This window comes from Flavobacterium sp. C4GT6, from assembly GCF_036347315.1.
In the GTDB taxonomy this organism is placed as follows: Bacteria; Bacteroidota; Bacteroidia; order Flavobacteriales; family Flavobacteriaceae; genus Flavobacterium.
In genome coordinates this window covers 1-24,771 of the sequence record NZ_JAZGZU010000003.1, presented here as the reverse complement: position 1 = coordinate 24,771, position 24,771 = coordinate 1, and the positions used below count along the sequence as shown (strand labels likewise).

Below are 24,771 nucleotides of genomic sequence, written 5' to 3'. Positions count from 1 at the left end.
TACTACACATGAAAAAAATATTTTATCTATTACTTTTTAGCTGTGCTTTCACTTTTGCACAGGCAAACAGGGTAGAACCACCTTTTTGGTGGAGCGGCATGCATAACCCCGAACTGCAAATTATGTTTTACGGAAAAAACATAGCGCAGTATCAGCCGGTATGCGACGGAGTGGTTATTAACAACGTAATCAAAACCGAAAATCCAAACTATGTTTTTGTGACCATAGATACTAAAGGGCTTCCTGCCGGAGAGCTTGTTTTTGACTTTAAGAACAGTAAAAACAAAACGGCTTTCAGTGAGAAATACATGCTTAAGGAGAGGAAGGAAGAGGCTTCGCAGAAAAATAGTTTTGATGCGTCGGACGTGATTTACCTTTTAATGCCCGATCGTTTTGCAAACGGTAACCCGGATAACGACACCAGTAAAGAGCTAAACGAAAAAGCCGACAGGAGTCAGCCAAACGGAAGGCATGGTGGGGATATTGAAGGGATTATCAAAAACCTGGATTATCTGGAAGAACTTGGAGTAACAGCTATATGGAGTACGCCACTTTGTGAGGATAATGATAAGGGTTACTCATACCACGGTTATGCACAAAGTGATGTGTACAGAATAGACCCAAGGTATGGCACTAATGAAGATTATGTACGTCTTTCGGCAGAGCTTAAAAAGCGCGATATGAAACTGGTTATGGACTATGTAACCAATCACTGGGGTGCAGAACACTGGATGTATAAGGACTTGCCTTCATACAACTGGATTCACCAGTTTCCGGGGTATTCGCAATCCAATTACAGGATGACCACTCAGTTCGACCCAAATGCATCACAAACTGATGCCAGGCAGTGTATGGAAGGTTGGTTTGTGCCTTCAATGCCCGATTTAGATCAGTCTAATCCATTGGTGTTAAACTATCTTACACAAAACGCCATTTGGTGGATAGAGTATGCCGATCTTGACGGTTTCCGTGTAGATACGTATTCGTACAACGATAAGGAAGGTATTGCTAAATGGACAAAAGCTATAACAGATGAATATCCTGACTTTAATATTGTAGGTGAGGTTTGGATGCACGATCAGGCGCAAATGGCCTACTGGCAAAAAGACAGTAAGATAGCAGCTATACAAAGCTATAATTCTTACCTGCCAAGTGTGATGGACTTTACCCTGCACGATGCTATTGGCGGAGTGTTTAACGAAGACCATTCAGGTTGGGATGCGGGTATGCAAAGAGTATATGATAACTTCACTAACGACTTTTTGTATCCAAATGTAAACAGCATACTTGTATTTATGGAAAACCACGATACAGGCCGTTTTAACGAGATATACAAAGGCGATCTAAACAAATACAAAATGGCCTTAACCCTTATTGCTACTGTTCGTGGTATTCCGCAAATATATTACGGTAGTGAAATAGGTATGGCGGGAGATAAAGGTATGGGTGATGCCGATATCCGCAGGGATTTCCCGGGTGGATGGAACGGCGACAGCAATAATGCCTTTACAAAATCAGGACGTACAGCACAGCAGCAACAGTTTTTTGAGTTCACTTCAAAAATGCTGAACTGGAGAAAAAATAAGGAGGTTATCCATAACGGTAAAACCACCCATTACCTGCCGGACAATAACGTGTATGTGTACTTTAGGCATAACACAAAAGAGAGTGTAATGGTAGTGATGAACAACAGTAACGAAACAAGAACATTTAGTACTGCACGTTTTACCGAAAACATTAAAAACTACACAACAGGTACCGATGTAATTACCGGAAAGAAAGTGAACCTTGCTAACGAAATTAGCATGGAACCAAAATCGGCTATGGTACTGGAACTAAAATAAGAGATATGAGGAAAACGATTCTTTTAGGAATTTTTCTTGCGGCCTTTGTTAGCTGTAAAAACGAAAAGAAACAGGAAGAGGTTAAGGATATCGCACAAGCAGAGCTTGCTCCGGTTAGTGATGCCATGATGGAGAACAGCGTTATCTATGAGGCTAACATCCGTAACTATTCGCCGGAAGGAACCTTTAATGCTTTTACTAAAGATATTCCTGAACTTAAAAAACTGGGAGTTAAAATAGTATGGCTTATGCCGGTTTATCCTATTTCCATGAAAAACAGGAAAGCTACCGGAGACTTTTCGGTAGAGGATATACAGGATCCGGAAGAGCGTAAAAAATACTTAGGGAGTTATTATGCCATTTCTGATTATACTGCTATAAATCCTGATTTGGGTACAATGGAAGATTTCCAAAATCTGGTAAATACAGCTCACGAAAACGGTATGTACGTAATACTGGACTGGGTGGCTAACCATACAGGTTGGGATCATAAATGGATTACAGAGCATCCTGAATATTACCATAAAAATGCAAAAGGAGAAGTGACCGATCCGCTTAACCCTGAAACAGGTGAAAGCTGGGGCTGGACCGATGTGGCACATTTGGACTATACAAGTAAAGTGCTGTATGAGCCTATGAAAAACGAAATGCTATACTGGGTTAAGGAACATAATATTGACGGTTTCCGTTGTGATGTTGCCGATAACGTTCCTACAGAGTTCTGGCAGTTTGCTGTTCCTAAACTTAAGGAAGTAAAGCCTGTGTTTATGCTTATGGAGTCTAATAAGTCTTATCTGTTTAACGGAATATTTGACATGGGGTATGGCTGGAATGCCCACCACCTTATGAATGATATTGCCAAAGGTGAAAAAACAGTTGCCGACTGGGATGCCCTTATGGTAAAACAGGAAAGCGATTATAAGAAAGAGGATATTTGGATGAACTTCACTTCTAATCATGATGAGAATGCATGGAATGGTAGCGAATATGAAAGAATGGGGGACGCAGCCGAAGCTTTTGCAGTATTAACTTATGTAATGCCGGGTATGCCGCTTATCTATACGGGTCAGGAGTATGATTTTGACCGCCGTTTAAAGTTCTTTGAGAAAGATGAGATTTCTCACGAAAAAGGAAAGATGTTTAGTATTTATGAAAAACTGGGCGTACTTAAAAATACTAATGAAGCACTAAACGGAGGAAAGCACCCTGCTGATTATAACAGGATAGCGACTTCTGCAGATAAAAATATTCTTGCTTTTGCAAGAGAAAAAGATGGTGAAAAAATAATTTTTGTAGCTAACCTTACTAAGGATGCTCAAACCTTTACCCTACCTGTAGAAGGTACTTATACCAACTACATTACTGGCGAAAAGGTACAGCTTGCTCCCGGCCAGGAGCAACAGTTTGACCCTTGGCAATATTGGGTACTCACAAAGTAATTTTTTCTCATAAATAGTTGTTAGAGTAGCACAGGTAGTTTTCTGCCTGTGCTTTTTTGTATATTTAGGAGTATCTTTACAAAAATATTCAGGTATGTCACAAATCCTTAAAATTGGGCACAGGGGTGCAAAAGCTCTCTTGCCAGAAAATACGCTGGCTTCATTTCAGTATGCGCTTGATATGGGGGTAAACGGTTTGGAGCTTGATGTTCATGTTTGCAGTACGGGAGAACTGGTAGTAATACACGATTTCACGGTAGACAGGACAACAAACGGCTCTGGAGAAGTACATAAAATGACACTTGCCGAGCTAAAGGCACTAACAGTGGAAGGGGAGTATAAAATCCCTACAATGGAGGAAGTTTTGGACTTGGTAGGTAAAAAATGTTTCCTGAATATTGAACTAAAGGGGCGCCATACGGCGGTTCCGGTTTCAGAGCTTATGGAAAAGTATATAGCCGAAAAAGGCTTTACGTATAACGACTTTATAGTGTCCAGTTTTCAAAGGGAAGAATTAATGGTAATGCACGATATAAACCCTAATATCCATTTGGGTATACTAACACAGGCCAGTGTTACCCAGGCATGGAGATGGGCGCAGGAGTTTTCGGCAAAAGCCATTCATCCGCACTTTTCACTGCTTACCGAAAGCAATGTGAAAAAAGCACAGCAGGCAGGCTATAAGGTATATACCTGGACTGTAAATGAGCCTGAAGATATAGAACGAATGAAATTATATGAGGTTGACGGAATTATGTCTGACTATCCCGAACGTTTATGAGTAAAAGTTTTGATGTAGTGATTGCCGGCGGGGGTGCTGCCGGATTTTTTACGGCAATTAATATAGCCGAGGGTAACCCTAAACTTAAAATAGCCATACTGGAAAGGGGTAAAGAAGTACTATCTAAAGTCCGTATTTCGGGTGGGGGCAGGTGTAATGTAACCCATGCCTGTTTTATTCCTAATGATTTGGCAAAGTTCTACCCGCGTGGGGAAAGGGAGCTAAAGGGGCCTTTTAACCGTTTTTGTTCGGGTGATACCATTGAGTGGTTTGAAAGACATGGTGTGGAACTTAAAATTGAGGAAGACGGAAGGATATTTCCCGTAACCGACAGTTCTCAAACCATTATAGACTGTTTTTTAAATGCATCCGCAAATTTGGGAATACAGGTGCTAACCGGAGAAAGCATTCAAAACATCTACAGGGCAGAAGATTACTGGAAAATAGAGACCCAAAAGGAAATTTACCTTTCTGCAAAACTGGTAATGACTACAGGGAGCAATCCTAAAATGTGGGATATGATGCACGAACTGGGGCATACTATAGTACCTCCTGTACCATCATTGTTTACTTTCAATATAAAAGACCCGCGAATTAAAGATTTGATGGGAATTTCGGCGGTAGCTTCCGTTAAGGTAAAAGGCACTAAACTAAATGCATCCGGTCCGTTGCTTATAACCCACTGGGGCATGAGTGGTCCCGGTATATTAAGGGTTTCGGCCTGGGGTGCCCGAGAGCTTTTTGATAAAAATTACCAGTTTACTCTACAGGTAAACTGGCTTAATGAAACAGGTTTTGAGGAATGTGAAGAAACCCTGTGGGACTTAAAACAAAATCAGCCTAAAAAAACCGTCGTAAAATACTGTCCGTTTGATTTTCCTAACCGTTTATGGCATAGCCTTGTTAACGCAGCAGGGATTTCGGCAGAAGCACGTTGGGCAGATGTTTCTAAGGTGCAGTTACTGGCTCTGGTAGTGCAGTTGGTAAACGGAGAGTTTAAAGTAAACGGTAAAAGTACTTTTAAGGAGGAATTTGTTACTGCGGGAGGTATTGAATTAAAGGAGGTAAACTTCAAAACAATGGAAAGCAAAACGCAAAAGGATCTTTATTTTGCAGGGGAGATACTTAACATAGATGCCATTACCGGAGGCTTTAATTTCCAGAATGCCTGGACTGGGGGATACATAGCTGCACAATCGGTTTTGGAAGAAATTTAGTTTTTTCACGCAACTTTTTTAATTTTATGGCATCTTATTGAAAACCAATCAATTGTATGTTATGGAAAAATCACTTTTACTTTTATGTTTTTTAGCCTTTTTTACGGCTTGTTCTGATGATTCTGAGAATCAGGCTGTCGGGGATGATAATCAATTACCTGTAGGGAACAAAGTTGTATTGCTAAAAGTTGACCTACTTACTAATACTTTTGAAGGAGGCAAGGAACTTACTTTTCCTGAGGATGATGCCTTTACTTTGGTTTATGATTATAATCCGCCGGGTGATTTTGGTGATATTACACTTATATATGAGGAAGTATCTCAACCCGTTTTTGCAGGAGGCATAGTTTGGGCCGGTATGGGTGAGATGACATATCCTGAAAGTATTGATGCAGCGGAAACATTTTCTACTATAAATAATCCTGTTTCCCAACCGGATGAATCAGATTTTGTTTTAGTATCTGTTGATGAACCTGCAACTTCACCATTTTTATCAGAGATTGATTATGATGCTATATGGACATCGGTAAATAATCTGGCTGTGGTAAAGGAATACAGACACAGTAACCCTGAATCAAAAGTTAGCCTGTTTTTATACACACCTAGTGTAGGTGTGGGAGACCCTGCCGATTGGGACTGGTTTGTTATCCTGAAAAATTAACTGCTTAGGTATATTATATTATGTGAAAAAGCCCCTTCTTTTTGGAAGGGGCTTTTTGTATAAATGATTAATGTTTAAGTTAGTTCCAGTTTTTTATTCTTCGGGTACTAAAACTGTCATTACTACCATCTGGTGGGGTAACGTAACCTTTGGTGTAAATAGTATAAATACTTTTAGGTGTAAAGTTAACATCGGCATAAGTGTACAGTACTTCTCCGTTTGGGTTGGTAAAAGTAAGGGTATGGGTACCGCTGTCAATCTCAATAAAATCAGTTGTCTGTTTAAACTCAATACCACTTGCCAGTTCATTATCCTGTAGGTTAACGCCTATAGCAGGAGCATCGGGTGAGAGATTAATAAAACGTACCATCGATTTATCGGCGGTAGAAGGATACTCTAATACATCATCATACACCACCAGTTCTATATTGGCAAAAGTATTTACGGCAAATACACTAAAAAAAGTACCTGCCTCAAGAGTTTTGTCTGCAGTGGCAAGTTCGTTACCAGCGGCATCCTGTATACTGAAGGTACGGTCGCCTAAATAAAAGTTATAGTAGCCGGCAGCATTTGGATAGTTTAAGGCAGTACTGTTTATACTGTTGGCATCGGCATAAAAAAACAAATCACCGGAGTCGGGGCTGGCATTGGCAATCATACCCAGCGACACATTTGGGTCGGGGTAATAGTAATAATAGTCGTCATCCGTATTACAGCCTATAAAAGCTAAAACCGGAAGAAGTAGCAGTAAGGATTTTAAAAATTTCGCTTTCATAATCACACAATTTATTTAACCTAATATAATTTTTTCAGGATAAGTTTATGGTTTGTAGGGTTTTAGTTTATTAATTAGACGCTTGCACTGTACTAAGGTTGCGTTTAATAGGTGTTAAAGATGTCTGTTTTAACATGATTTTAATATAGTAGTATATTTTGTAGTTTTGTGTAAATAATACAATAAACATATGCAGGATATAAAGGTAGCAGTAGATGCAGTAGTTTTCGGGTACCGGCAAAATACATTGTATGTATTACTAATACAGCAAAAATTTGCCGGACAAAAATCCTATTGGGCCTTGCCTGGAGGGCTCGTTAAAGACAAGGAATCGCTTATGGACGCGGTAACTCGTGAATTGAAGGAGGAAACCAACGTTGAGGTAAACTACATGGAGCAGCTGTATACCTTTGGCGATGATTTGCATAGGGATTCCAGGAACCGGGTAATATCTGTTGCTTATTTTGCTTTGATAGATTCTTCTAAAACCAATATAAAAGCCGATACTGATGCCGATAAGGTGCAGTGGTTCCCTATTAAGGAAGTGCCACAATTAGTCTTTGACCATAATCTTATTCTGCAAACTGCTATTGAAAGGCTTAAATCCAAACTTACCTATCAACCGGTTGGTTTTGATTTATTGCCTAAAGAGTTTCTTTTCTCAGACCTAGAGAACCTGTACTGTACTATTTTAGAAAAAGAGATAGACAGGCGCAACTTCAGGAAAAAAATATTAAGCTTTGATATTGTTGAAGAGACTGATAGGTTTGCCGAAAAGAAAACAGGCCGTCCGGCACGTCTTTTCCGTTTTAACAGCCATAAGTACAAAGCTCTTGAAAAAGAAGGTTTCCTGTTTGAAATAAAATTTGCGTAAAAATTACACAAAATATTTTGCTGGAAAACTTTACTTTTATAACTTTGTGTAAAAATAACGCAAACATGATACTTAATTTAGACAATACCTTTAGTCCGCTTACAGGGAAGGAAATAAGCTTTAAGGCTTTTACCTTTTATGGCGGAGAACCACACATTAAAATTGAGCCCGATTTTGACGTTAATGAAACCGTGACTATCACGCAACGCATAAAATCGTTTAACGACTTAGGCCTGCTTGCCGTTGCTACAGATGCCCTTAAAAGAATGGGAGTAGATAAGCTTAATCTCTTTGTACCTTATTTTCCGGCAGCACGCCAGGACAGGTTAATGGTAGCAGGAGAGCCACTAACGGTAAAAGTATATGCCGATATTATTAATAACATGCAGTTTGATAAAGTAATGGTATTCGATCCGCATTCTGATGTTACTCCGTCACTTTTGAATAACTGTGAGGTAATATCAAACCATGCTTATATAAAAGAGGTAATAAACAGGATAGGTAATGATGTAAAACTGATTTCTCCCGATGGTGGTGCACTTAAAAAAGTGTATAAACTGTCGGAATACCTTGGCGGTGTTGAGGTAGTGGAGTGCAGTAAGAGCAGGGATGTAAAAACCGGTAAATTGTCAGGATTCAAAGTGTATGAAGATGATCTTGCCGGAGCCGATTGCCTTATTGTAGATGATATTTGTGACGGCGGAGGTACTTTTACAGGGCTGGCACAGGCATTAAAAGAGAAAAATGGCGGAAGGCTGTATCTGGCAGTGAGCCATGGTATTTTCAGTAAAGGATTTGAGGTGTTTGGCGATGCCTTTGCCAAAATATTTACTACTGATTCTTTCACCGATATTGATAACCCTAATGTTGAACAAATAAAACTAGCGCTATGAACCCATTATTATTAACAGACGGCTATAAAGTAGACCACAGAAGACAGTACCCACAGGGAACAACAATGGTATACTCTAACTGGACACCAAGAAAATCAAGGATACAGGCAGTAGATGAGGTAGTGTTTTTCGGGTTGCAGTATTTCATAAAAAAATATGTTATAGAAGATTTTAACCAGTACTTTTTTGGAAAACCAAAAGAAGAGGTGGTAAAAAAATATGCAAGGAGAATAAATAATTATCTTGGGGAAAACCAGGTAGGTACTGCCCATATAGAAGCATTACATGATTTGGGTTATATCCCTATGGTGTTTAAGGCATTACCCGAAGGGGCTTCTGTTCCACTTCGTGTACCTATGTTTACCATGTACAATACCATGCCCGAGTTTTTCTGGTTAACCAATTATTTTGAAACACTGCTTTCTGCCGTGGTATGGTTGCCATGTAATTCGGCTACAATAGCAAGGGAATACAGGAAGATACTGGACAGGTATGCTGCCGAAACATCAACTCTTGAAGAGCTGGTAAACTGGCAGGCACACGACTTCTCTATGAGAGGTATGGGCGGAGTGGAAGCTGCGGTAACTTCGGCTGCAGGGCACCTGCTTAGCTTTACGGGTACCGATACCATTCCGGCAATTGATTTCCTTGAGGAATACTATAATGCCGATTCAGATAAAGAACTTATTGGTGGGTCTGTTGCTGCTACCGAACATTCTGTAATGTGTATGGGTACAAATGAAGGAGAATATGAAACCTTTAAAAGGCTGATATGTGATGTGTATCCTAAAGGGATAGTGTCTATAGTGTCTGATACCTGGGATTTATGGAAAGTGCTTCAGGACTACCTGCCAAGACTTAAAAATGAAATAGATAATAGGGAAGGTAAAGTGGTTGTAAGACCTGATAGTGGTGATCCTGCCGACATTTTATGTGGTAACCCTAACGGTACAACCGAAGCTGAAAGAAAAGGAGTGGTTGAGCTGCTTTGGGATATTTTTGGAGGTACTGTAAATAGTAAAGGTTATAAAGAACTTATACCGCAAATAGGTGCTATTTATGGCGATAGTATTACGCTGGAAAGGGCTGCCGAAATTTGTGAAAGGCTTAAGCAAAAAGGATTTGCCTCTACCAATGTGGTGTTGGGTATAGGGTCATTTACTTATCAGTACAATACAAGGGATACCTTTGGTTTTGCTATGAAAGCAACTTATGGTGAAGTAAACGGAGAAGGCAGGGAGATATTTAAAGATCCTGTGACCGATGACGGAACCAAAAAATCGGCTAAAGGCCTTATGAAAATAGAACTTGCAGATGGGAAATATAGTTTAAAAGACCAGGTGAGTAGAGAAGAAGAAAAAAACGGAGAGCTTAAGGAAGTTTTCAGAGATGGGAAATTGCTAAAAGAAACAACACTGGCAGAGCTAAGGGAACGCGTAAAAGCAAAAACTGCTGTTGATACCATATAATAAAAAAGGCTGTATTAAAATGTCATTCTGAATGTAAAGCAGTGAAATGAAGAATCTCAGGTCAATAAGCCTGAGGTTTTTCCTGTCGTCAAAATAATGATTTTAATACAGCCTTTATTTTATTTATTAAGCCACCAAATAGAGGCATTAAGTATAGCTGCAAAGCTTACCCAAAGCATGTAAGGTATAAACAGGTAAGTTGCTACTTTGCTTACTTTGTTAAACTGAGCTACGGTCTCATATATAAATAGCCACAGCAGTATAATCTCTATAAGTGCCAGTAACGGATTTTTAAGTCCGAAAAACAAATAGGACCACAGCATGTTAAGTGCCAGCTGGATAAAAAAGTAGGTAAGTCCTTTTTTAACGGTTTCTTCTTTTTCGTCCAGTTTATCCCAAACTAAGGCTCCTGCCACACCCATTATAACATATAAAAATGTCCATACCGGCATAAAAAGCCAGTTGGGCGGATTAAACGAAGGTTTCTCCAGTGTAGGGTACCAGGTGTCAACACTTTCGCGGGTTACAATAGATGCCAGATAACCTACAGCGAGGCATAGAAAGACCAGCAGAATAATTTTTCCGATTCGATTCATCGTATTTTTGGTTGGTTCGCACCCAAAGTTAATAAAACAGAAAAAATATATTTCCATAAAAAGCTATCTTTGCATAAATTTTATGATATGCTATCGGAAAAGGATTTTATTCCTGCAAACTATACTTCTTTTGTACAAAACGGCAATTTTGAGTGGAGTGCTCCCAGTAACATAGCTCTTGTTAAGTACTGGGGCAAAAAGGAGAACCAAATACCGGCTAACCCGTCGGTAAGTTTTACGCTTAATAACTGCAAAACAATTACTAAGCTGAAATTTGATAAAAAGGAAAACAACGGTGCTTTTTCTTTCGATTTACTTTTTGAAGGTCAGTCAAAGCCCGATTTCCGACCTAAAATTGAAAAGTTCCTTCAAAGAACAGAGCAGTATCTTCCGTTTTTAAAAGAGTATCATTTTGTAATCGATACCCAAAACACCTTTCCGCACAGTTCGGGTATCGCTTCGTCTGCTTCAGGTATGGCAGCTCTTGCCATGAACTTTATGAGTTTGGAAAAACAGTTAAATCCTCAAATGGACGATGCCTATTTTTATGCTAAGGCTTCTTTTCTTGCCCGTTTAGGGTCGGGGAGTGCTTGTAGGAGTGTAAAAGGTAATGTAGTAGAGTGGGGCGAGCATCGTGATTTTGCCGAAAGTACAAATCTGTATGGGGTTGAATTTCCGTATGTATTACATGACAACTTTAAAAACTATCAGGATACTATCCTGCTGGTAGATAAAGGAGAAAAACAGGTGTCGAGCACCGTAGGGCATGAGCTTATGCACGGTCATCCGTTTGCACAGCAGCGTTTTGCCCAGGCGCATGAAAACCTTTCAAACCTTAAAGATGCTTTAGTAGGGGGAGATCTTGATACTTTTATAAAAATAACCGAAAGTGAGGCGTTAACGCTACACAGTATGATGATGACATCTATGCCATATTTTATACTGATGAAGCCTAACACGCTGGAGATAATAAACAGGATATGGAAGTTTAGAAATAAAACAAACATTCCTGTATGCTTTACGCTCGATGCAGGTGCTAATGTGCATGTGCTGTATCCTGAAAACGATAAAGTTAAAGTTTTGGAATTTATTAAGAATGAATTAGTTGTCTATTGTCAAAACAGTCAGTACATTTGCGACGAAATTGGTAATGGAGCGCAACAGATAGCTTAAGACAATATTTTAGGAAATCTGAGGTTTTTTAATTATCTTTAATAAAAATACATCCTTATGAAAGGACCTTTATTTTATTCGAAAATACTTCTTTTTGGAGAACATGGTATCAACAAGGGCTCTAAGGGGCTTGCTATTCCTTATAACTTTTATAACGGAGGGTTAAGGCTGACTGATACCAATACTGAACTTGCGAAAAAATCGAATGAGAAGCTTAAGGGCTTTGTTGCGTATCTTGAAGAGATGCAGCAGGAAGAGCCGGGGCTGGTTACTTTTGATATTGAAAGCCTAAACCGTAACGTAGAGGCCGGACTGTATTTTGACTCAAGCATCCCGCAGGGATATGGTATAGGGAGTAGCGGTGCATTAGTAGCAGCGATTTACGACCAGTATGCCAACGATAAAATCACGGTACTGGAAAACCTAACCCGTGAAAAGCTAATGCAGCTTAAAAAGATATTTAGTAAAATGGAATCGTATTTCCATGGTACAAGTTCAGGGTTAGATCCTTTAAACAGTTACCTGAGCCTGCCTATACTTATCAATTCTCATGATAACGTTGAGGCTACCGGTATCCCAATGCAAAACCTTGAAGGTAAGGGAGCGGTATTTTTACTGGATTCGGGTATAGTTAAGGAAACCGCACCAATGGTGCAGATTTTTATGGAGAGCCTAAAGGATAAAGGTTTCCGTAATATGATCAAAACACAGTTCCTTAAATATACTGATGCCTGTATTGAAAACTTCTTACACGGCGATGTAAAATCGCTTATCAATAATACTAAAGAACTTTCCAAAGTGGTGTTCAATAACTTTAAGCCTATGATTCCGGAAGGATTCCATGAGTTATGGCAAAAAGGTATTGAATCAAACGACTACTACCTGAAACTTTGCGGATCAGGTGGCGGAGGCTACATACTTGGTTTTACCGAAAACATAGATAAGGCTAAAGAATCCTTAAAAGGACACAAGTTGGAAGTGGTTTATCAGTTTTAAACCAAAAAAATGCTAAAATCTTTATAAGTAAATCTTTACGTTTTTATATTTACATATCGAAGCGATATTTGCATCTTTAAGTAAGTTTAATATAAAAACCAATAATAACTATGGCGTCAAGGAAAGCAAGATTAACTCTGATGAAAGTTCTCAGCTTGTTTTCTGTGGTGCGTGGCTATAACATTCCTGTTATTGCTTTAGCTCAATACCTTTCGGCTATATTTATATTAGCACCCAATGAGCGTGCACTTGATGTTATTCTGGATTTAAACCTTTTCCTAATAGTATTGGCTTCCACGCTAACTATAGCATCGGGCTATATTATCAATAACTTTTATGATGCTCAAAAGGACCTTATTAACCGTCCTAAAAAGTCAATGCTGGACAGGCTGGTGAGCCAACAAACCAAACTAAAGGTTTACTTTACCCTTAACATATTGGCAACCCTTATTGCATTTGTGGTATCATGGCGTGCGGCTTTCTTTTTCTCGGGTTATATTTTCCTGATATGGTTTTATTCGCACAAGCTTAAAAAATATGCTGTGATAGGTAACCTAACAGCTGCTTTGTTAGCTGTACTTCCCTTTTTTGGTATACTAATGTACTTCAAAAATTTTTATCAGGTAATTTTTGCCCATGCTTCCTTTTTATACCTGCTTATACTTATTCGTGAAATAATTAAAGATCTGGAGAATATAAAAGGCGACTTAGTTGCCGACTATAAAACAATCCCTGTTTTGTATGGTGAGAAAGCGGCTAAGTATCTTATAATGGGACTTACGCTTTTAACCGTTATACCTGTGTTTCTTTTAATAGAAGTGTATGATGTAGGGTATATGGATCTTTACTTTTACGGAGGGATGATTTTTATTGTTTATTTCCTTTTAAAACTATGGAAATCCCAAACGCATAAAGACTATCTGCTGCTGCACAATGTACTTAAATTCCTAATTGTTTCGGGGGTTTTCTGTATCGTACTTATAGATCCTTCTGTTTTAGTTCACGGTAGGAAGCTTTTATCAGTGATTTAATTCTATCTTTGCAAAAAATAATCAGATGAATAACAATAACAGGAGAGGCAATGCATCCGGTAAGGGGGGCAATGACAGGAAGAAAACGGGCGGTAATAATTCGCGTCCGGGAAGCAATAGCGGAAAACCATCATTTGATAAGCCGGGTTTTGGTAATAAAAAGCCATACGGTAGTAAGCCTTACGATAAATTTGAGAAAAAAACACCGGCTACACCTAAGGCTGCTAAGCCTTCAGATGAGCTTCGTTTAAATAAATATATTGCAAACTCAGGGATGTGCTCGCGCAGGGATGCCGATTTATACATCAGCTCGGGTAATGTAAAAGTAAACGGTCAGGTAGTTACCGAAATGGGTTACAAAGTAAAACTTAACGATAAAGTAGAGTTTGACGGTACGACCATTACACCGGAGAAAAAAGAATACTTACTGCTTAATAAGCCTAAAAACTTTGCCACAACAGGTGATGAGGGTAAAGATATGCGTAATGTTATGGAGTTGGTTCGTATGGCTACAAAGGCCAATATACAACCAGTGGGCAGAATGGATAAAAACACTACAGGACTGCTTATATTTACGAATGATACCGATATGATCCGTAAGTTTAGCCTGCCTAACCAAAAGTCATTTAAAATCTATCAGGTGTCGTTAGACCGTAACCTTAAGTTTGAAGACTTTGAAAAGATAGCAGGCGGTGTTACTTTAGATAACCACAGGCTTATGATAGATGAAATAAGCTATATCGAGAATCAGCCAAAAACAGAAATAGGTATAAAACTAAGAACACAAAATGTGAAGGTAGTTAGAGCTATTTTTGAGAGCTTTAATTATGATGTGCTTAAAGTAGACCGTGTTTCTTATGCCGGGTTAACTAAAAAGAATTTACCAAGAGGTATTTGGAGATTCCTTACAGAACAGGAAATTATAAACCTTAAGAATATAAAATAAAAAAAAGCCCTGTATTTGCAGGGCTTTTTTTATGGTTAAAACTCATCTAAATTTTCGTTGTCCGGCTTTACATTAAATTCTACTTTTTCAGCAGGTTGTTTGTTACCCTCCAGTCCGCGTTTTCTAAGTAGCGGTTCTATAGAAGGTTCTGCACCCCTAAACTGTTTGTATAGTATCATCGGGTCGGCAGTACCACCTCTTTCAAGTATGTTCATTTTGAATGACCTTGCAGTTTTCTCATCAAAAAGAGAAGTGCTCTTAAAGGCTTCAAATGCATCGGTATCTAATACACCCGACCATATATAGCTGTAATACCCTGCAGAATATCCACCACTAAAAATATGATTGAAGTAGGTACTTCTGTAGCGTGGTATTATAGCATTAGGTAATCCTATCTTTTTCATTGATTCCTCTTCAAACGGTACCACATTTTGGTTTAATGGTTCGGTTAAAGAGTGGTAGTCCATATCAAGGTAAGAGGCTGCCAGATATTCTACTGTAGCAAACCCCTGGTCAAATGCTGCTGCCTGCTGTAGTTTTTCTATAAGCTCATCAGGAATCACTTCGCCGGTTTTGTAATGCTTAGCATACATTTTTAATACTTCCGGTTCGGCAGCCCAGTTTTCCATAATCTGTGAAGGCAGTTCTACAAAATCAGTATATACACTGGTTCCCGAAAGGCTTTCATAAGTTACGTTAGAAAGTAATCCGTGTAATGCATGTCCAAACTCATGGAAAAACGTAGTAGTCTCGTCAAAAGTAAGCAGGGCAGGGTTATTACCCACCGGCTTAGAGAAGTTACAAACTATTGAGATTATTGGGGTAACACGGTTGCCGCCCTCCATTTTTTCCTTTCTGTATGATGTCATCCATGCACCACCTCTTTTAGAACTCCTTGGGAAGAAATCCATGTAGAGTACCCCAACATGATTGCCCATGTTGTCGCTTACTTTCCATGCAGTAACATCTTTGTGGTATACAGGTATGTCTGTAAGTTGCTCAAACTCGAGTCCGTATAAATTTTTGGCTACCATAAAGATGCCTTCCCTAACGTTATTAAGACTGAAGTAAGGTTTCAGTTCCTGCTCGTCAAGGTCGTAGCGTTGTTTTCTTATCTTCTCAGTATAGTATCTCCAGTCATAAGGCTGCACATTGTCATTAATGCCGTCGGAAACCATCATTTTTTTAATGTCAGCTTCCTCTTCTTTTGCTTTTTTAAGAGCAGGTTCCCATATCTGGTCCAGTAGTTTGTATACGTTTTCAGGTGTTTTGGCCATCCTTTCCTCAAGAATGTAATCTGCATGGCTTTTGTAGCCTAACAGTTTAGCTTTTTCCATTCTCAGGTTTACCAGTTGTACCACATTACTCCTGTTGTCATATTTGTCACCATTATCACCGCGACGCTGGTAGGCATTCCATATTTTTTTTCTCATTTCCCTGTTTTCCGCATACTGAAGGAACGGCATTACACTTGAGTTGTGTAGTGTAAATACCCATTTTCCTTTTTTATCTTTTGCTTCGGCTTCTTCGGCTGCAGCAATAATTAGCTCTTCCGGTAATCCGGCAAGGTCTTTTTTATGTTCAACAACCAGTTCGTATGAGTTGTTTTCTGCCAGTACATTATCACCAAATTTTAGTGATAGTATTGATAGTTCTTCATTTATTTTTCTAAGCCTTTCTTTATCGCTTTTATTTAAGGCTGCACCATTCCTTAAAAATGCCTTGTACTTGGTTTCAAGCAGTTTGGTTTGTTCCCCGTTAAGTTTTAGTTCTAACTGAGTGTCCCATAGAGTTTGTATCCTTTGAAACAGCTTTTCGTTAAGGTAAACGTTATCATTGTTTTTAGCTAGTTCGGGAGCAATTTCCTGAGCCAGTGCCTGTATAGTATCGTTAGTGTTTGCCGAACTTAGGTTGTAAAAAACAGTGGTAACCCTTCTTAAAAGGTTTCCTGAGTTTTCAAGTGCCTCAATTGTATTACTGAAATTGGCTTTTGAACTGTTATTTGCAATGGCCTCAATTTCGTTTTGCTGTAATGCAATGGCCTCCATAACGGCAGGCTTAAAATGTCTGTTTTCTATAAGGTCAAACGGTGGAACTTCATAAGGTGTCTCATATACGGCAAGAAGCGGATTATTCTCTCCAATGGTTTCCGCTTTGTTCTCTCTTTGGCATGACATAAGTATACTGGTGGTTATGCTTAAAAATAAAAGTGATTTCCTATTCATGAATGAATGCTTTTCTAGACAGAAAGTAAAGTTATTTTAATTTGGCTTACCAAACAACAATTATTAATGACAAGTTAATTTTTTATCCATTTTCCAGCTTTAACGGTATCACTGTATAATTTTATACTAAAAGATTCGACTCCTTTATAAAGATGATACACTTTTATAAACTCATTAAGTTTTTTTTAAATCAATTTAAAAAGGCTTCTGTTTAATGATGAGATTAATATAATAAGGAGTATAAATAAAAAATCCCGGACACTCCGGGATTTTTTTATTAAGCGTTTAGTGCTTCAACTTTAATATCATGGTCGTTAAGCATATCTTTCAGCATATTCTCAATTCCGCTTTTAAGGGTAAAGGTTGATGAAGGGCATCCGCTACAGGCACCCTGTAATATTACTTTAACACGTTTTTCTTTTTCATCATAAGAATCAAAAGCAATATTACCACCGTCTCCTGCTACAGCCGGTTTTACATATTCTTCCAGTATGTTAATGATTTGTTGCGAAGTTACATCCAGCGAATCAAAATAAGCTTCCTGCTGTTTTTCGCTTTGCGGAGTTTTTTGAATTAATGACTCATCGATAACCGTTTTGCCTTCTTCAATAAATACCTTTATGAAAGAACGGATCTCTGCTGTAATTTCATCCCATTCGGTAACAGCATACTTAGTGACAGATATATAGTTCTCGTCAATAAACACCTCCTTAACAAAAGGAAACTTAAATAATTCTTTTGCTAATGGTGATGCAAGTGTTTCGTCTATGTTTTTGAATTCTGCCGGAGTTTTGGTAAGTCTTTTGTTAGATACAAATTTTAAAACTGCAGGATTTGGTGTACTCTCTACATATACTGTAGAAGGCACTTTCTTTTGTGTTTCGCTACTCTCTTTAACGATTTCCCCGCCATTGTTTACAAATTCTTCAATTTGTGATGCTACATCGTCCTGTACATCTTCCCATTCAACTATTGAATATTTTTCGATAGCAATAAAATTTCCCGATATGTAAATTGTTTTTACAAACGGAAGGAAAAATAATTGCTTTGCCAGTGGAGACGATGCCGTCTCGTCGATATTCTTGTATTCAAAGTTGCCGCTTTTTGCGATAAAATCACTGAACTCAAATTTTAGAATTGCAGCGTTTTGAGTGGGTTTTATAGTTATTTTTTCCATGTTTATCAGAAGTTTAGAATGCAAAGGTACAAACAATTACAAAAAAGAAAATGAAGAGGGTAGGGTAAATAGTAGTAAGCTTGTTACATTAAAAGCAACGTTATACTTGTTTTGTAGAAGTTTTAAGTTAATATTTGTTGAAATTTTGATGAATTTTGTGATTTTTCAAAATTTAACCGTTAAGTTTTTATTGAATAAGTATATTTGATTTTTTGTTTTCATAACACTTTTTTAAAGTGTTTTATTTGTATTAATACTATTTGAATCATTCATAAAATTTGCTATATGATTAGACTACTACTAACCGCGTTTTTGTTCTTAGCAACACTAACGACCTATGCACAGTCGGATATAGTCGTTTACAGTACGAACCCTACTAATGAATATACAGAGGGTGAAACGCTTACGTTTACGGTAACGATAACCAATAATGGGCCTGATCCGGCTTCAAATGTACATGTGTACTATGCTATTCCTCCCGGGCTTATGCCTATACCTAACGGGTATATCAGATTCTGGTGGACAGGAAGCAACGGTACATCGGGTACAAATGTTGATCTGGACAGTACAATCCTTACATTAGGGGTTAACCAAACTGTTAGTTACACTATTAATATTAAGTTCCCAAGTGAATTTACAGATGAGCTTGAAGATATTCAGGTTACTTATGATTCCCATTCGGATATCGAGATTGTAAATACCGACGGGCAAACTAATTATACTGCTGGTGCACAGTCGGTGTATACGGTAACAGTTACTAACAACGGTCCTGAAGACGCTGCTAATGTGGAAGTTGAAAACCTTATCCCTGCCGGTATTACCGGTTTTTCATGGGTTGGAGACAACGGTTCTTCAGGTACAAACGTTAACCTGAATGATACTATAGCTTCACTTCCGGTAGGTTCAACAGTGACATATACAATAACGCTTGATGTTCCTGCAGGTTTTACTGATCCTATTGCAAGTACATTTACTTACAGTGGTGTAGACGATCCTACGCCTACATGTGAGCAGTGTACAGATATAGATTATCCTGACACAGGTGCTGATATCGTAGTAGTTAATACCGACGGACAGGATGTGTATACTGCTGGTACACCTTCAGTTTATACAATTACAGTTTCTAATAACGGTACTGTAGATGCAGATAACGTAGAGGTGGCTTTTGTTGTACCTACTACGGTAACTACTGTGGCTTGGGTTGGAGATAACGGTTCATCGGGTACTATAGCTGATTTGACTGATGCTATTGGAACGCTTGCGGCTGGTGATACAGTTACTTATACGGTAACGGTAGATGTTCCGGCGGCGTTTACAGGTGAATTCACTGTTAATACAATTGCAACAACAACTAGTCCTGATACAGATGGTACTTGTCCGTTATGTTCGGATACAGATTATGAAACGGCTTCAGCCGATATAGTAGTAGTAAATACAAACGGGCAGGAGATGTATACTCCGGGCTCTTCTTCTGTTTATACAGTAACTGTAGCCAATAATGGTCCTACGGCTGCTGCAAACGTTCAGGTTAATAATGCTATTCCGGCAGGAATAACAAACTTCTCATGGACGGGAGATAACGGTACATCAGGTACTAATACTGATTTAGCCGATACTATTGCTTCTCTTGCAGCAGGAGAAACAGTAACTTATACAATAACGCTTGATGTTCCTGCGGGTTATACAGGTTTGCTTACCAGTGAAACAACTGTGACTAGCGATACTCCTGATCCGGATCCGTCATGTGATGCGTGTGTTGATACAGATAGCGATGCTCCTTTAGCAGATTTAGTAGTTACTAAAACACTTGCTTCAGGAACCTCTTATACTGCAGGTTTAGATGCTGTTTATACTATTACAGTAGAAAATATGGGGCCTACAGAAGCCCAAAATATAAACGTTTCTGATGTTATTCCGGCAGGTATAGATCCTACTACGGTTACTTGGACAGGTAACAACGGTACTAATGGTACAGGAGACCTTTCGGATGTTATAGCAACATTAGCTGTTGGTGATGTTGTTACTTATCAGTTGATAATGCCTGTTCCTAGCAATTTCGATCAAACGGCAGATATTGTTAATGAAGTGGTGGTAACCAGCGACACTCCGGATCCGAATCCTGCATGTCCTGACTGTATCCATACAGCTATGCCAAATCCATTAGCAAACATTATGGCTGTTAAAACAAACGGACAGACAACTTATGTTTCAGAAACACAAACTATTTATACCATAACGGTAACCAATCCTGGTCCTAGTGATGCGATTAATGTCGTAGTATATGACCAAAAACCATATCAGGTTTCTATTATGTCCTGGACGGGGAATGGTACGAGTGGTACAGGTAACCTTAATAATACTATCCCTGTTCTTGCAGCAGGTGAGTCTGTTGTCTATGAAGTTATTGTCGATATACCAGAAAATTATCACTTAACGGTAGGACCACTTGAAAATGAGGTTTCTGTAACCAGTGATACTCCAGATCCTGTTCCTGCTTGTCCAACATGTATAGATATAGATCAGCCTTCTTCAAACTTCCTTACGGTGTCACAAAGCAAATATACGGTACCAGAGCTGGTAAAAGACATATTAATTGGTGTGGATTGTGTAGGTATTGAAAATATCACATGGAGTTCTGGACCAAACTTTGGACAAACAGATAATGGTATAGGCTATTTTGAAGCCAATAACTCGAGTTTCCCTATTCAGTCAGGTCTTATTCTTCAGTCAGGTAATGCAATGCAGGCTGGAGGGCCTAATACTAATACCCCTCCTGGTGATGGTACACTTTCCGGAGGAAGTTGGACTGGTGACGGTCAGCTTTTAACCTATATGCAGGGGCTTGGATTTAATGTGAATAGTTATAATGATGCTACTATTATAGAATTTGATTTTACACCGATATCAGACCATATGAGTTTTAACTTCCTTTTCGCTTCAGAAGAGTATGGTACTTATCAGTGTAGTTTCTCAGATGCTTTTGCTTTCTTCTTAAATGATGTTACTACAAGCGGGCCTGTAACAAACCTTGCGCTTATACCGGGTACAACAACTCCTGTATCTGTAGTATCTATTAGGGATAGTCAGTATAACACAGGATGTAGTTCAGAAAATGTAGATTCTTTTGGGCAATATAACGGTAATGCTCCGGGTAACGCTAGTGCTGCGATTGACTTTAATGGTCAGACAGTAGTATTAACAGCAGAATCAGATGTGGTACCGGGTAACGTTTACCATATTAAGTTAGTTATTGCCGATAGAAATGACCACGCTCTGGATTCGGCAGTATTCCTTGAGGCGGGGAGTTTTAATATTGGTCAACCTGTACTTCCGGATGATTTAACTATTGCAAACGGTGGCGCTTTATGTCCAACAGAAACTGTTGAACTTTCTGTTGCTTCAGATGCTGACTTCCTTTATCAGTGGCAAAAAGATGGTGAACTGATTCTTGATGAAGATGGTGATCCTATAGATACAGATACTTATCTTGTTACAGAACCGGGTGTTTATACCGTATTGGCTTCATTTGTATCAAGTCCTGACTGTCAGCTTGAAGATTCAGTAAGAATTGAATTCCAACCGGAGGTTGAGATGAACGACCCTATTGATTTAGTACAATGTGGAGATATTAATGCTCCTACACAAACATTTGATCTTACTCAAAATAATGATGTAATGGGTGATGGTTATCCATTATTACAATTCTATTATATCTATTATTTTGAATCACTTGAAGATATAGATAACAATAACTCTATATTTAATCCTTCAACTTATGAGGGTACTAATGGTCAGACTATTTATGTAACGGTACAGTCGCCGGCTAATAACTGTTATACTTTAAGAGAATTCCAGTTAGAGGTTATTGACTGTGAGGTGCCAATTGATCCTCTTGACCCTATTGCGGTTTGTGAGCCACAACCTTATGACAATGTTGAAATATTTGATCTTACTGAATATGAAGACCAGATTACAGCAAACCTTTCGTCTCCTGAAAACTATGTAATAACGTATTATAATAGTGAGGCCGATGCTGAGGCTGCTGTAGCCGGAACTGAAATTGCAGATACTGTAAACTATTCAGGTACAAATGAGATTGTATATATAAGAGTGCAGAATACAGTAATTCCAGAGGCTTATAATGTAGCTCCTTTAGAACTTATTGTTAATCCTCAACCGGAAGTAGTTCTTCCTACAGGTCCATACGAGGCATGTGTTAATGACGGGTATATTTTACCGGCTTTAACTACCGGTTCATATTTTACCGGTCCTTCCGGAACAGGAACACAGCTTAATGCTGGAGAAGCTGTTACTGTCTCTCAAACAGTATATGTGTATGCTGTTTCGGGTACTGCGCCATATACATGTGATAACGAGGATAGTTTTGATGTAATTATCAATCCCCTTCCCACCATCTTAGCCCCAATCACGAACTACGTTCAGTGTGACCAGACCGACCCTGATGCCAATGATGGTATCGAGGAGTTTGATTTAACCACAAAAGACACGGAGATCACCGGCGGTAACGTAGATTACGCGGTGAGTTACTATATGAGTTTTGCCGATGCCGATAGCGCGACCAACGTTATTGCCAATCCGGCAACCTATCAGAACACCACTCCGTTTACCGAGACGATCTATGTACGATTAGAGAACACGGTAACGGGTTGTTACAGCGTTTATGATTTTGATTTAATCATCAATGCGCTACCAACAATTTCCAACCCGGCCGCTGAATTCCATGCCTGTGAGGAAGTACCGGGTCAGGCCGACTTTGTACTGCATGATCATGACCAGGCTGTAACCAACTTCCAGGGCGGCATGACGGTACGCTATTTTGCTACCCAGGGCGCAGCCGAGATAGGCGACCCAGCAGATGAGCTGCCACAGGTTTATGTAGCACCTGACTCTACAATTTACGCAAGAGTAGCAGTAACGGCTACAGGCTGTTGGAGAGTAGTTGCGGTACCACTTGTTGTGGAACCGGCACCGATTTCCCCGGCCCTTGACGCATTGGAAGAATGTGACTTTAACCTTGATGATGTAGCGATATTCAACATACAGGCTGTAATTGACGATATCACCGCCCAGTTAGGCGGAGATGTTGTGGTAACAATCCACGAAACACAGGATGATGCTGACTTTGGCAGTAACGCTATCACCAATACAACAGCTTACAGTAACGTTGAGGCTTTCACCTCAAACGGAGTACAAACCCTATATGTAAGGGTAGAGTCAGCCTTTACAGTATGTTATGATGTAGAAGAGCTACAGTTAATCGTTCATCCTGTCCCTGAGGCTACCACACCACAGTCCTACGGACTGTGTGATAACGGTCTTGACGATGCCGACGGCGAAGGCATCTTTGACCTAACCACGGTAGAGTCGGAAGTACTGGGACTATTAGACCCGGCCCAATACAGTGTAAGCTACCATGAGAGCGCAGATGACGCTGCTAACAATGCAGCTCCAATCGCCACCCCTGGTAACTACACCAGCACAGGGGGTATGGTGTATATCAGAGTCACCAATAACGCCACAGGCTGTTATGATGTAGTGGAGCTTGAACTTATCGTTCACCCGCTACCGCAGGCCAACCAGCCTACACCCTACACGCTATGTGATGAGAATACAGTAAACGGTCAGCCTGATGAAACAGAAGTGTTTGACCTAACGAGCAGAACAGAAGAGATCATCGGCACTCAGGACGGTATTAACCTTACCTTCCACCATACTTTAGCTGATGCTGAGGCAGGTACCAATGCCATTGCTACCCCTGAGGCTTACACCAACCAGAGTACGGTTGAGGCCATCTATGTAAGGGTAACCTTTGAAGCCACGGACTGCTACAGAATCGTACTGCTTGATATCAGGGTAGCTCCGCTGCCGGTACTGGTACCCCCATCGGCAGAAGACCTGTTGGTATGTGACCCTGACGGTGACGGCTTTGCCCAGTTTGACCTTGAAGCTTTAGTGGAAGATATGGTAGACAACGGCGAAGACCTTTCAGTTACCTTCCATGAAACTGCTCTTGATGCAGAGAACGGACTAAACCCAATCCCTAACCCTGATAACTATACCAACAACGTAGCCTATGCCCAAACCATTTATGTAAGGGTTGAAAATACGGTAACAGGCTGTTATACGTCTACGGCTTATGCCTTAGACCTTGTAGTAGTGGATGCCCCACAACTACCGGATCTTGAAGACATCACCCTGTGTGATGAGGACAACAACGACCAGGACGGAGTAACGGCTATCGATCTTACCATTCATGATGCTATCATCCTTGATGCCCTGGATGGCACGGATGCCGATTATACGATCCATTACTTTACTACCGAGGCTGCGGCTGAGGCAGGAGCACCGAGAATCACTAACGCCACAGCCTATAACGGAGCAGACGGTCAGGTGATTTGGGTAAGGGTAGAGGATATCGCTACAGGCTGCTACAGCATTGCGACCTTCACCCTGCATGTAAACACGCCACTGGCGCTTACTACACCACCGGTGCTAACGATCTGTAACGAGGCCCTACCGAATGACGGACAGGCCGAGTTTGACCTTACGGTAATGGACAACACAATATTAGGTCCTTTTGGCGTAGGACTGGGCTATACGGTAAACTACTATGAGCCGGGAGCTGCTACCCCAATTGCGAACCCATCGAGCTA

Annotated in this window: 17 protein-coding genes; 13 read left to right on the top strand and 4 right to left on the bottom strand. The window is 39.7% G+C overall.

Annotation, left to right across the window (positions count from 1 at the left end; translation table 11 throughout):
• Window positions 1-8 precede the first annotated feature (8 nt).
• From V3Z67_RS04480 to V3Z67_RS04460, 5 genes are all read left to right on the top strand, one after another.
• Complete coding sequence (locus V3Z67_RS04480; protein WP_330442179.1) at window positions 9-1,844, top strand: glycoside hydrolase family 13 protein; 1,836 nt, start codon at window positions 9-11, stop codon at window positions 1,842-1,844.
• 5 nt (window positions 1,845-1,849) lie between these two features.
• Window positions 1,850-3,283 carry an alpha-amylase family glycosyl hydrolase gene (locus tag V3Z67_RS04475; protein ID WP_330442178.1) on the top strand — a complete coding sequence of 478 codons (1,434 nt, stop codon included), beginning with the start codon at window positions 1,850-1,852 and terminating at the stop codon, window positions 3,281-3,283.
• A gap of 94 nt (window positions 3,284-3,377) precedes the next feature.
• A complete protein-coding gene (locus tag V3Z67_RS04470) occupies window positions 3,378-4,064 on the top strand; it encodes a glycerophosphodiester phosphodiesterase (protein WP_330442177.1) in 687 nt (228 codons plus the stop codon).
• The gene (locus tag V3Z67_RS04465; RefSeq protein ID WP_330442176.1) at window positions 4,061-5,281 is read left to right on the top strand and encodes an NAD(P)/FAD-dependent oxidoreductase; all 1,221 of its coding nucleotides are present in this window, start codon (window positions 4,061-4,063) and stop codon (window positions 5,279-5,281) included. The genes V3Z67_RS04470 and V3Z67_RS04465 overlap by 4 nt, the downstream gene beginning before the upstream one ends.
• A 61-nt stretch (window positions 5,282-5,342) precedes the next feature.
• Window positions 5,343-5,942 carry a hypothetical protein gene (locus V3Z67_RS04460; RefSeq protein WP_330442175.1) on the top strand — a complete coding sequence of 200 codons (600 nt, stop codon included), beginning with the start codon at window positions 5,343-5,345 and terminating at the stop codon, window positions 5,940-5,942.
• Between the two features lie 79 nt (window positions 5,943-6,021).
• Here V3Z67_RS04460 and V3Z67_RS04455 read toward each other — a convergent pair whose 3' ends face one another.
• Window positions 6,022-6,717: a DUF4397 domain-containing protein gene (locus tag V3Z67_RS04455; protein WP_330442174.1), complete on the bottom strand. Its 696-nt coding sequence runs from the start codon at window positions 6,715-6,717 to the stop codon at window positions 6,022-6,024.
• Between the two features lie 190 nt (window positions 6,718-6,907).
• Here V3Z67_RS04455 and V3Z67_RS04450 point away from each other — a divergent pair, with 190 nt between their 5' ends.
• The 3 genes from V3Z67_RS04450 (at window position 6,908) to V3Z67_RS04440 (ending at window position 9,953) form a co-directional block, all read left to right on the top strand.
• Entirely contained in the window at window positions 6,908-7,591 is a 684-nt protein-coding gene (locus V3Z67_RS04450) for an NUDIX hydrolase (protein WP_330442173.1), read from the top strand.
• 65 nt (window positions 7,592-7,656) lie between these two features.
• A complete protein-coding gene (gene prs / locus V3Z67_RS04445) occupies window positions 7,657-8,484 on the top strand; it encodes a ribose-phosphate diphosphokinase (RefSeq protein ID WP_330442172.1) in 828 nt (275 codons plus the stop codon).
• The gene (locus V3Z67_RS04440) at window positions 8,481-9,953 is read left to right on the top strand and encodes a nicotinate phosphoribosyltransferase (protein ID WP_330442171.1); all 1,473 of its coding nucleotides are present in this window, start codon (window positions 8,481-8,483) and stop codon (window positions 9,951-9,953) included. Before prs ends, V3Z67_RS04440 begins: the two co-directional genes overlap by 4 nt.
• Window positions 9,954-10,072: 119 nt before the next feature.
• Here V3Z67_RS04440 and V3Z67_RS04435 read toward each other — a convergent pair whose 3' ends face one another.
• On the bottom strand, window positions 10,073-10,549 hold the full coding sequence (locus V3Z67_RS04435; RefSeq protein ID WP_330442170.1) for a TspO/MBR family protein: 477 nt from the start codon (window positions 10,547-10,549) through the stop codon (window positions 10,073-10,075).
• A gap of 87 nt (window positions 10,550-10,636) precedes the next feature.
• On the opposite strand from V3Z67_RS04435, the gene V3Z67_RS04430 reads away from it, so the two are divergent.
• The 4 genes from V3Z67_RS04430 (at window position 10,637) to V3Z67_RS04415 (ending at window position 14,695) form a co-directional block, all read left to right on the top strand.
• The gene (locus V3Z67_RS04430) at window positions 10,637-11,722 is read left to right on the top strand and encodes a diphosphomevalonate/mevalonate 3,5-bisphosphate decarboxylase family protein (protein ID WP_330442169.1); all 1,086 of its coding nucleotides are present in this window, start codon (window positions 10,637-10,639) and stop codon (window positions 11,720-11,722) included.
• A 57-nt stretch (window positions 11,723-11,779) separates the two neighbouring features.
• The gene (locus V3Z67_RS04425; protein WP_330442168.1) at window positions 11,780-12,718 is read left to right on the top strand and encodes a mevalonate kinase family protein; all 939 of its coding nucleotides are present in this window, start codon (window positions 11,780-11,782) and stop codon (window positions 12,716-12,718) included.
• A gap of 110 nt (window positions 12,719-12,828) precedes the next feature.
• The gene (locus tag V3Z67_RS04420) at window positions 12,829-13,749 is read left to right on the top strand and encodes a geranylgeranylglycerol-phosphate geranylgeranyltransferase (RefSeq protein WP_330442167.1); all 921 of its coding nucleotides are present in this window, start codon (window positions 12,829-12,831) and stop codon (window positions 13,747-13,749) included.
• 25 nt (window positions 13,750-13,774) lie between these two features.
• A complete protein-coding gene (locus V3Z67_RS04415) occupies window positions 13,775-14,695 on the top strand; it encodes a pseudouridine synthase (protein ID WP_330442166.1) in 921 nt (306 codons plus the stop codon).
• A gap of 35 nt (window positions 14,696-14,730) precedes the next feature.
• On the opposite strand, the gene V3Z67_RS04410 is transcribed toward V3Z67_RS04415, so the two are convergent.
• Window positions 14,731-16,920 (bottom strand): M3 family metallopeptidase, encoded by a 2,190-nt coding sequence (locus tag V3Z67_RS04410; RefSeq protein ID WP_330442165.1) that lies wholly within the window; start codon window positions 16,918-16,920, stop codon window positions 14,731-14,733.
• A 277-nt stretch (window positions 16,921-17,197) separates the two neighbouring features.
• Entirely contained in the window at window positions 17,198-18,097 is a 900-nt protein-coding gene (locus tag V3Z67_RS04405) for a NifU family protein (RefSeq protein ID WP_330442164.1), read from the bottom strand.
• Window positions 18,098-18,382: 285 nt separating this feature from the next.
• Here V3Z67_RS04405 and V3Z67_RS04400 point away from each other — a divergent pair.
• Window positions 18,383-24,771: choice-of-anchor L domain-containing protein (locus V3Z67_RS04400; protein WP_330442163.1), on the top strand; the 6,389-nt coding region annotated here is incomplete at its 3' end.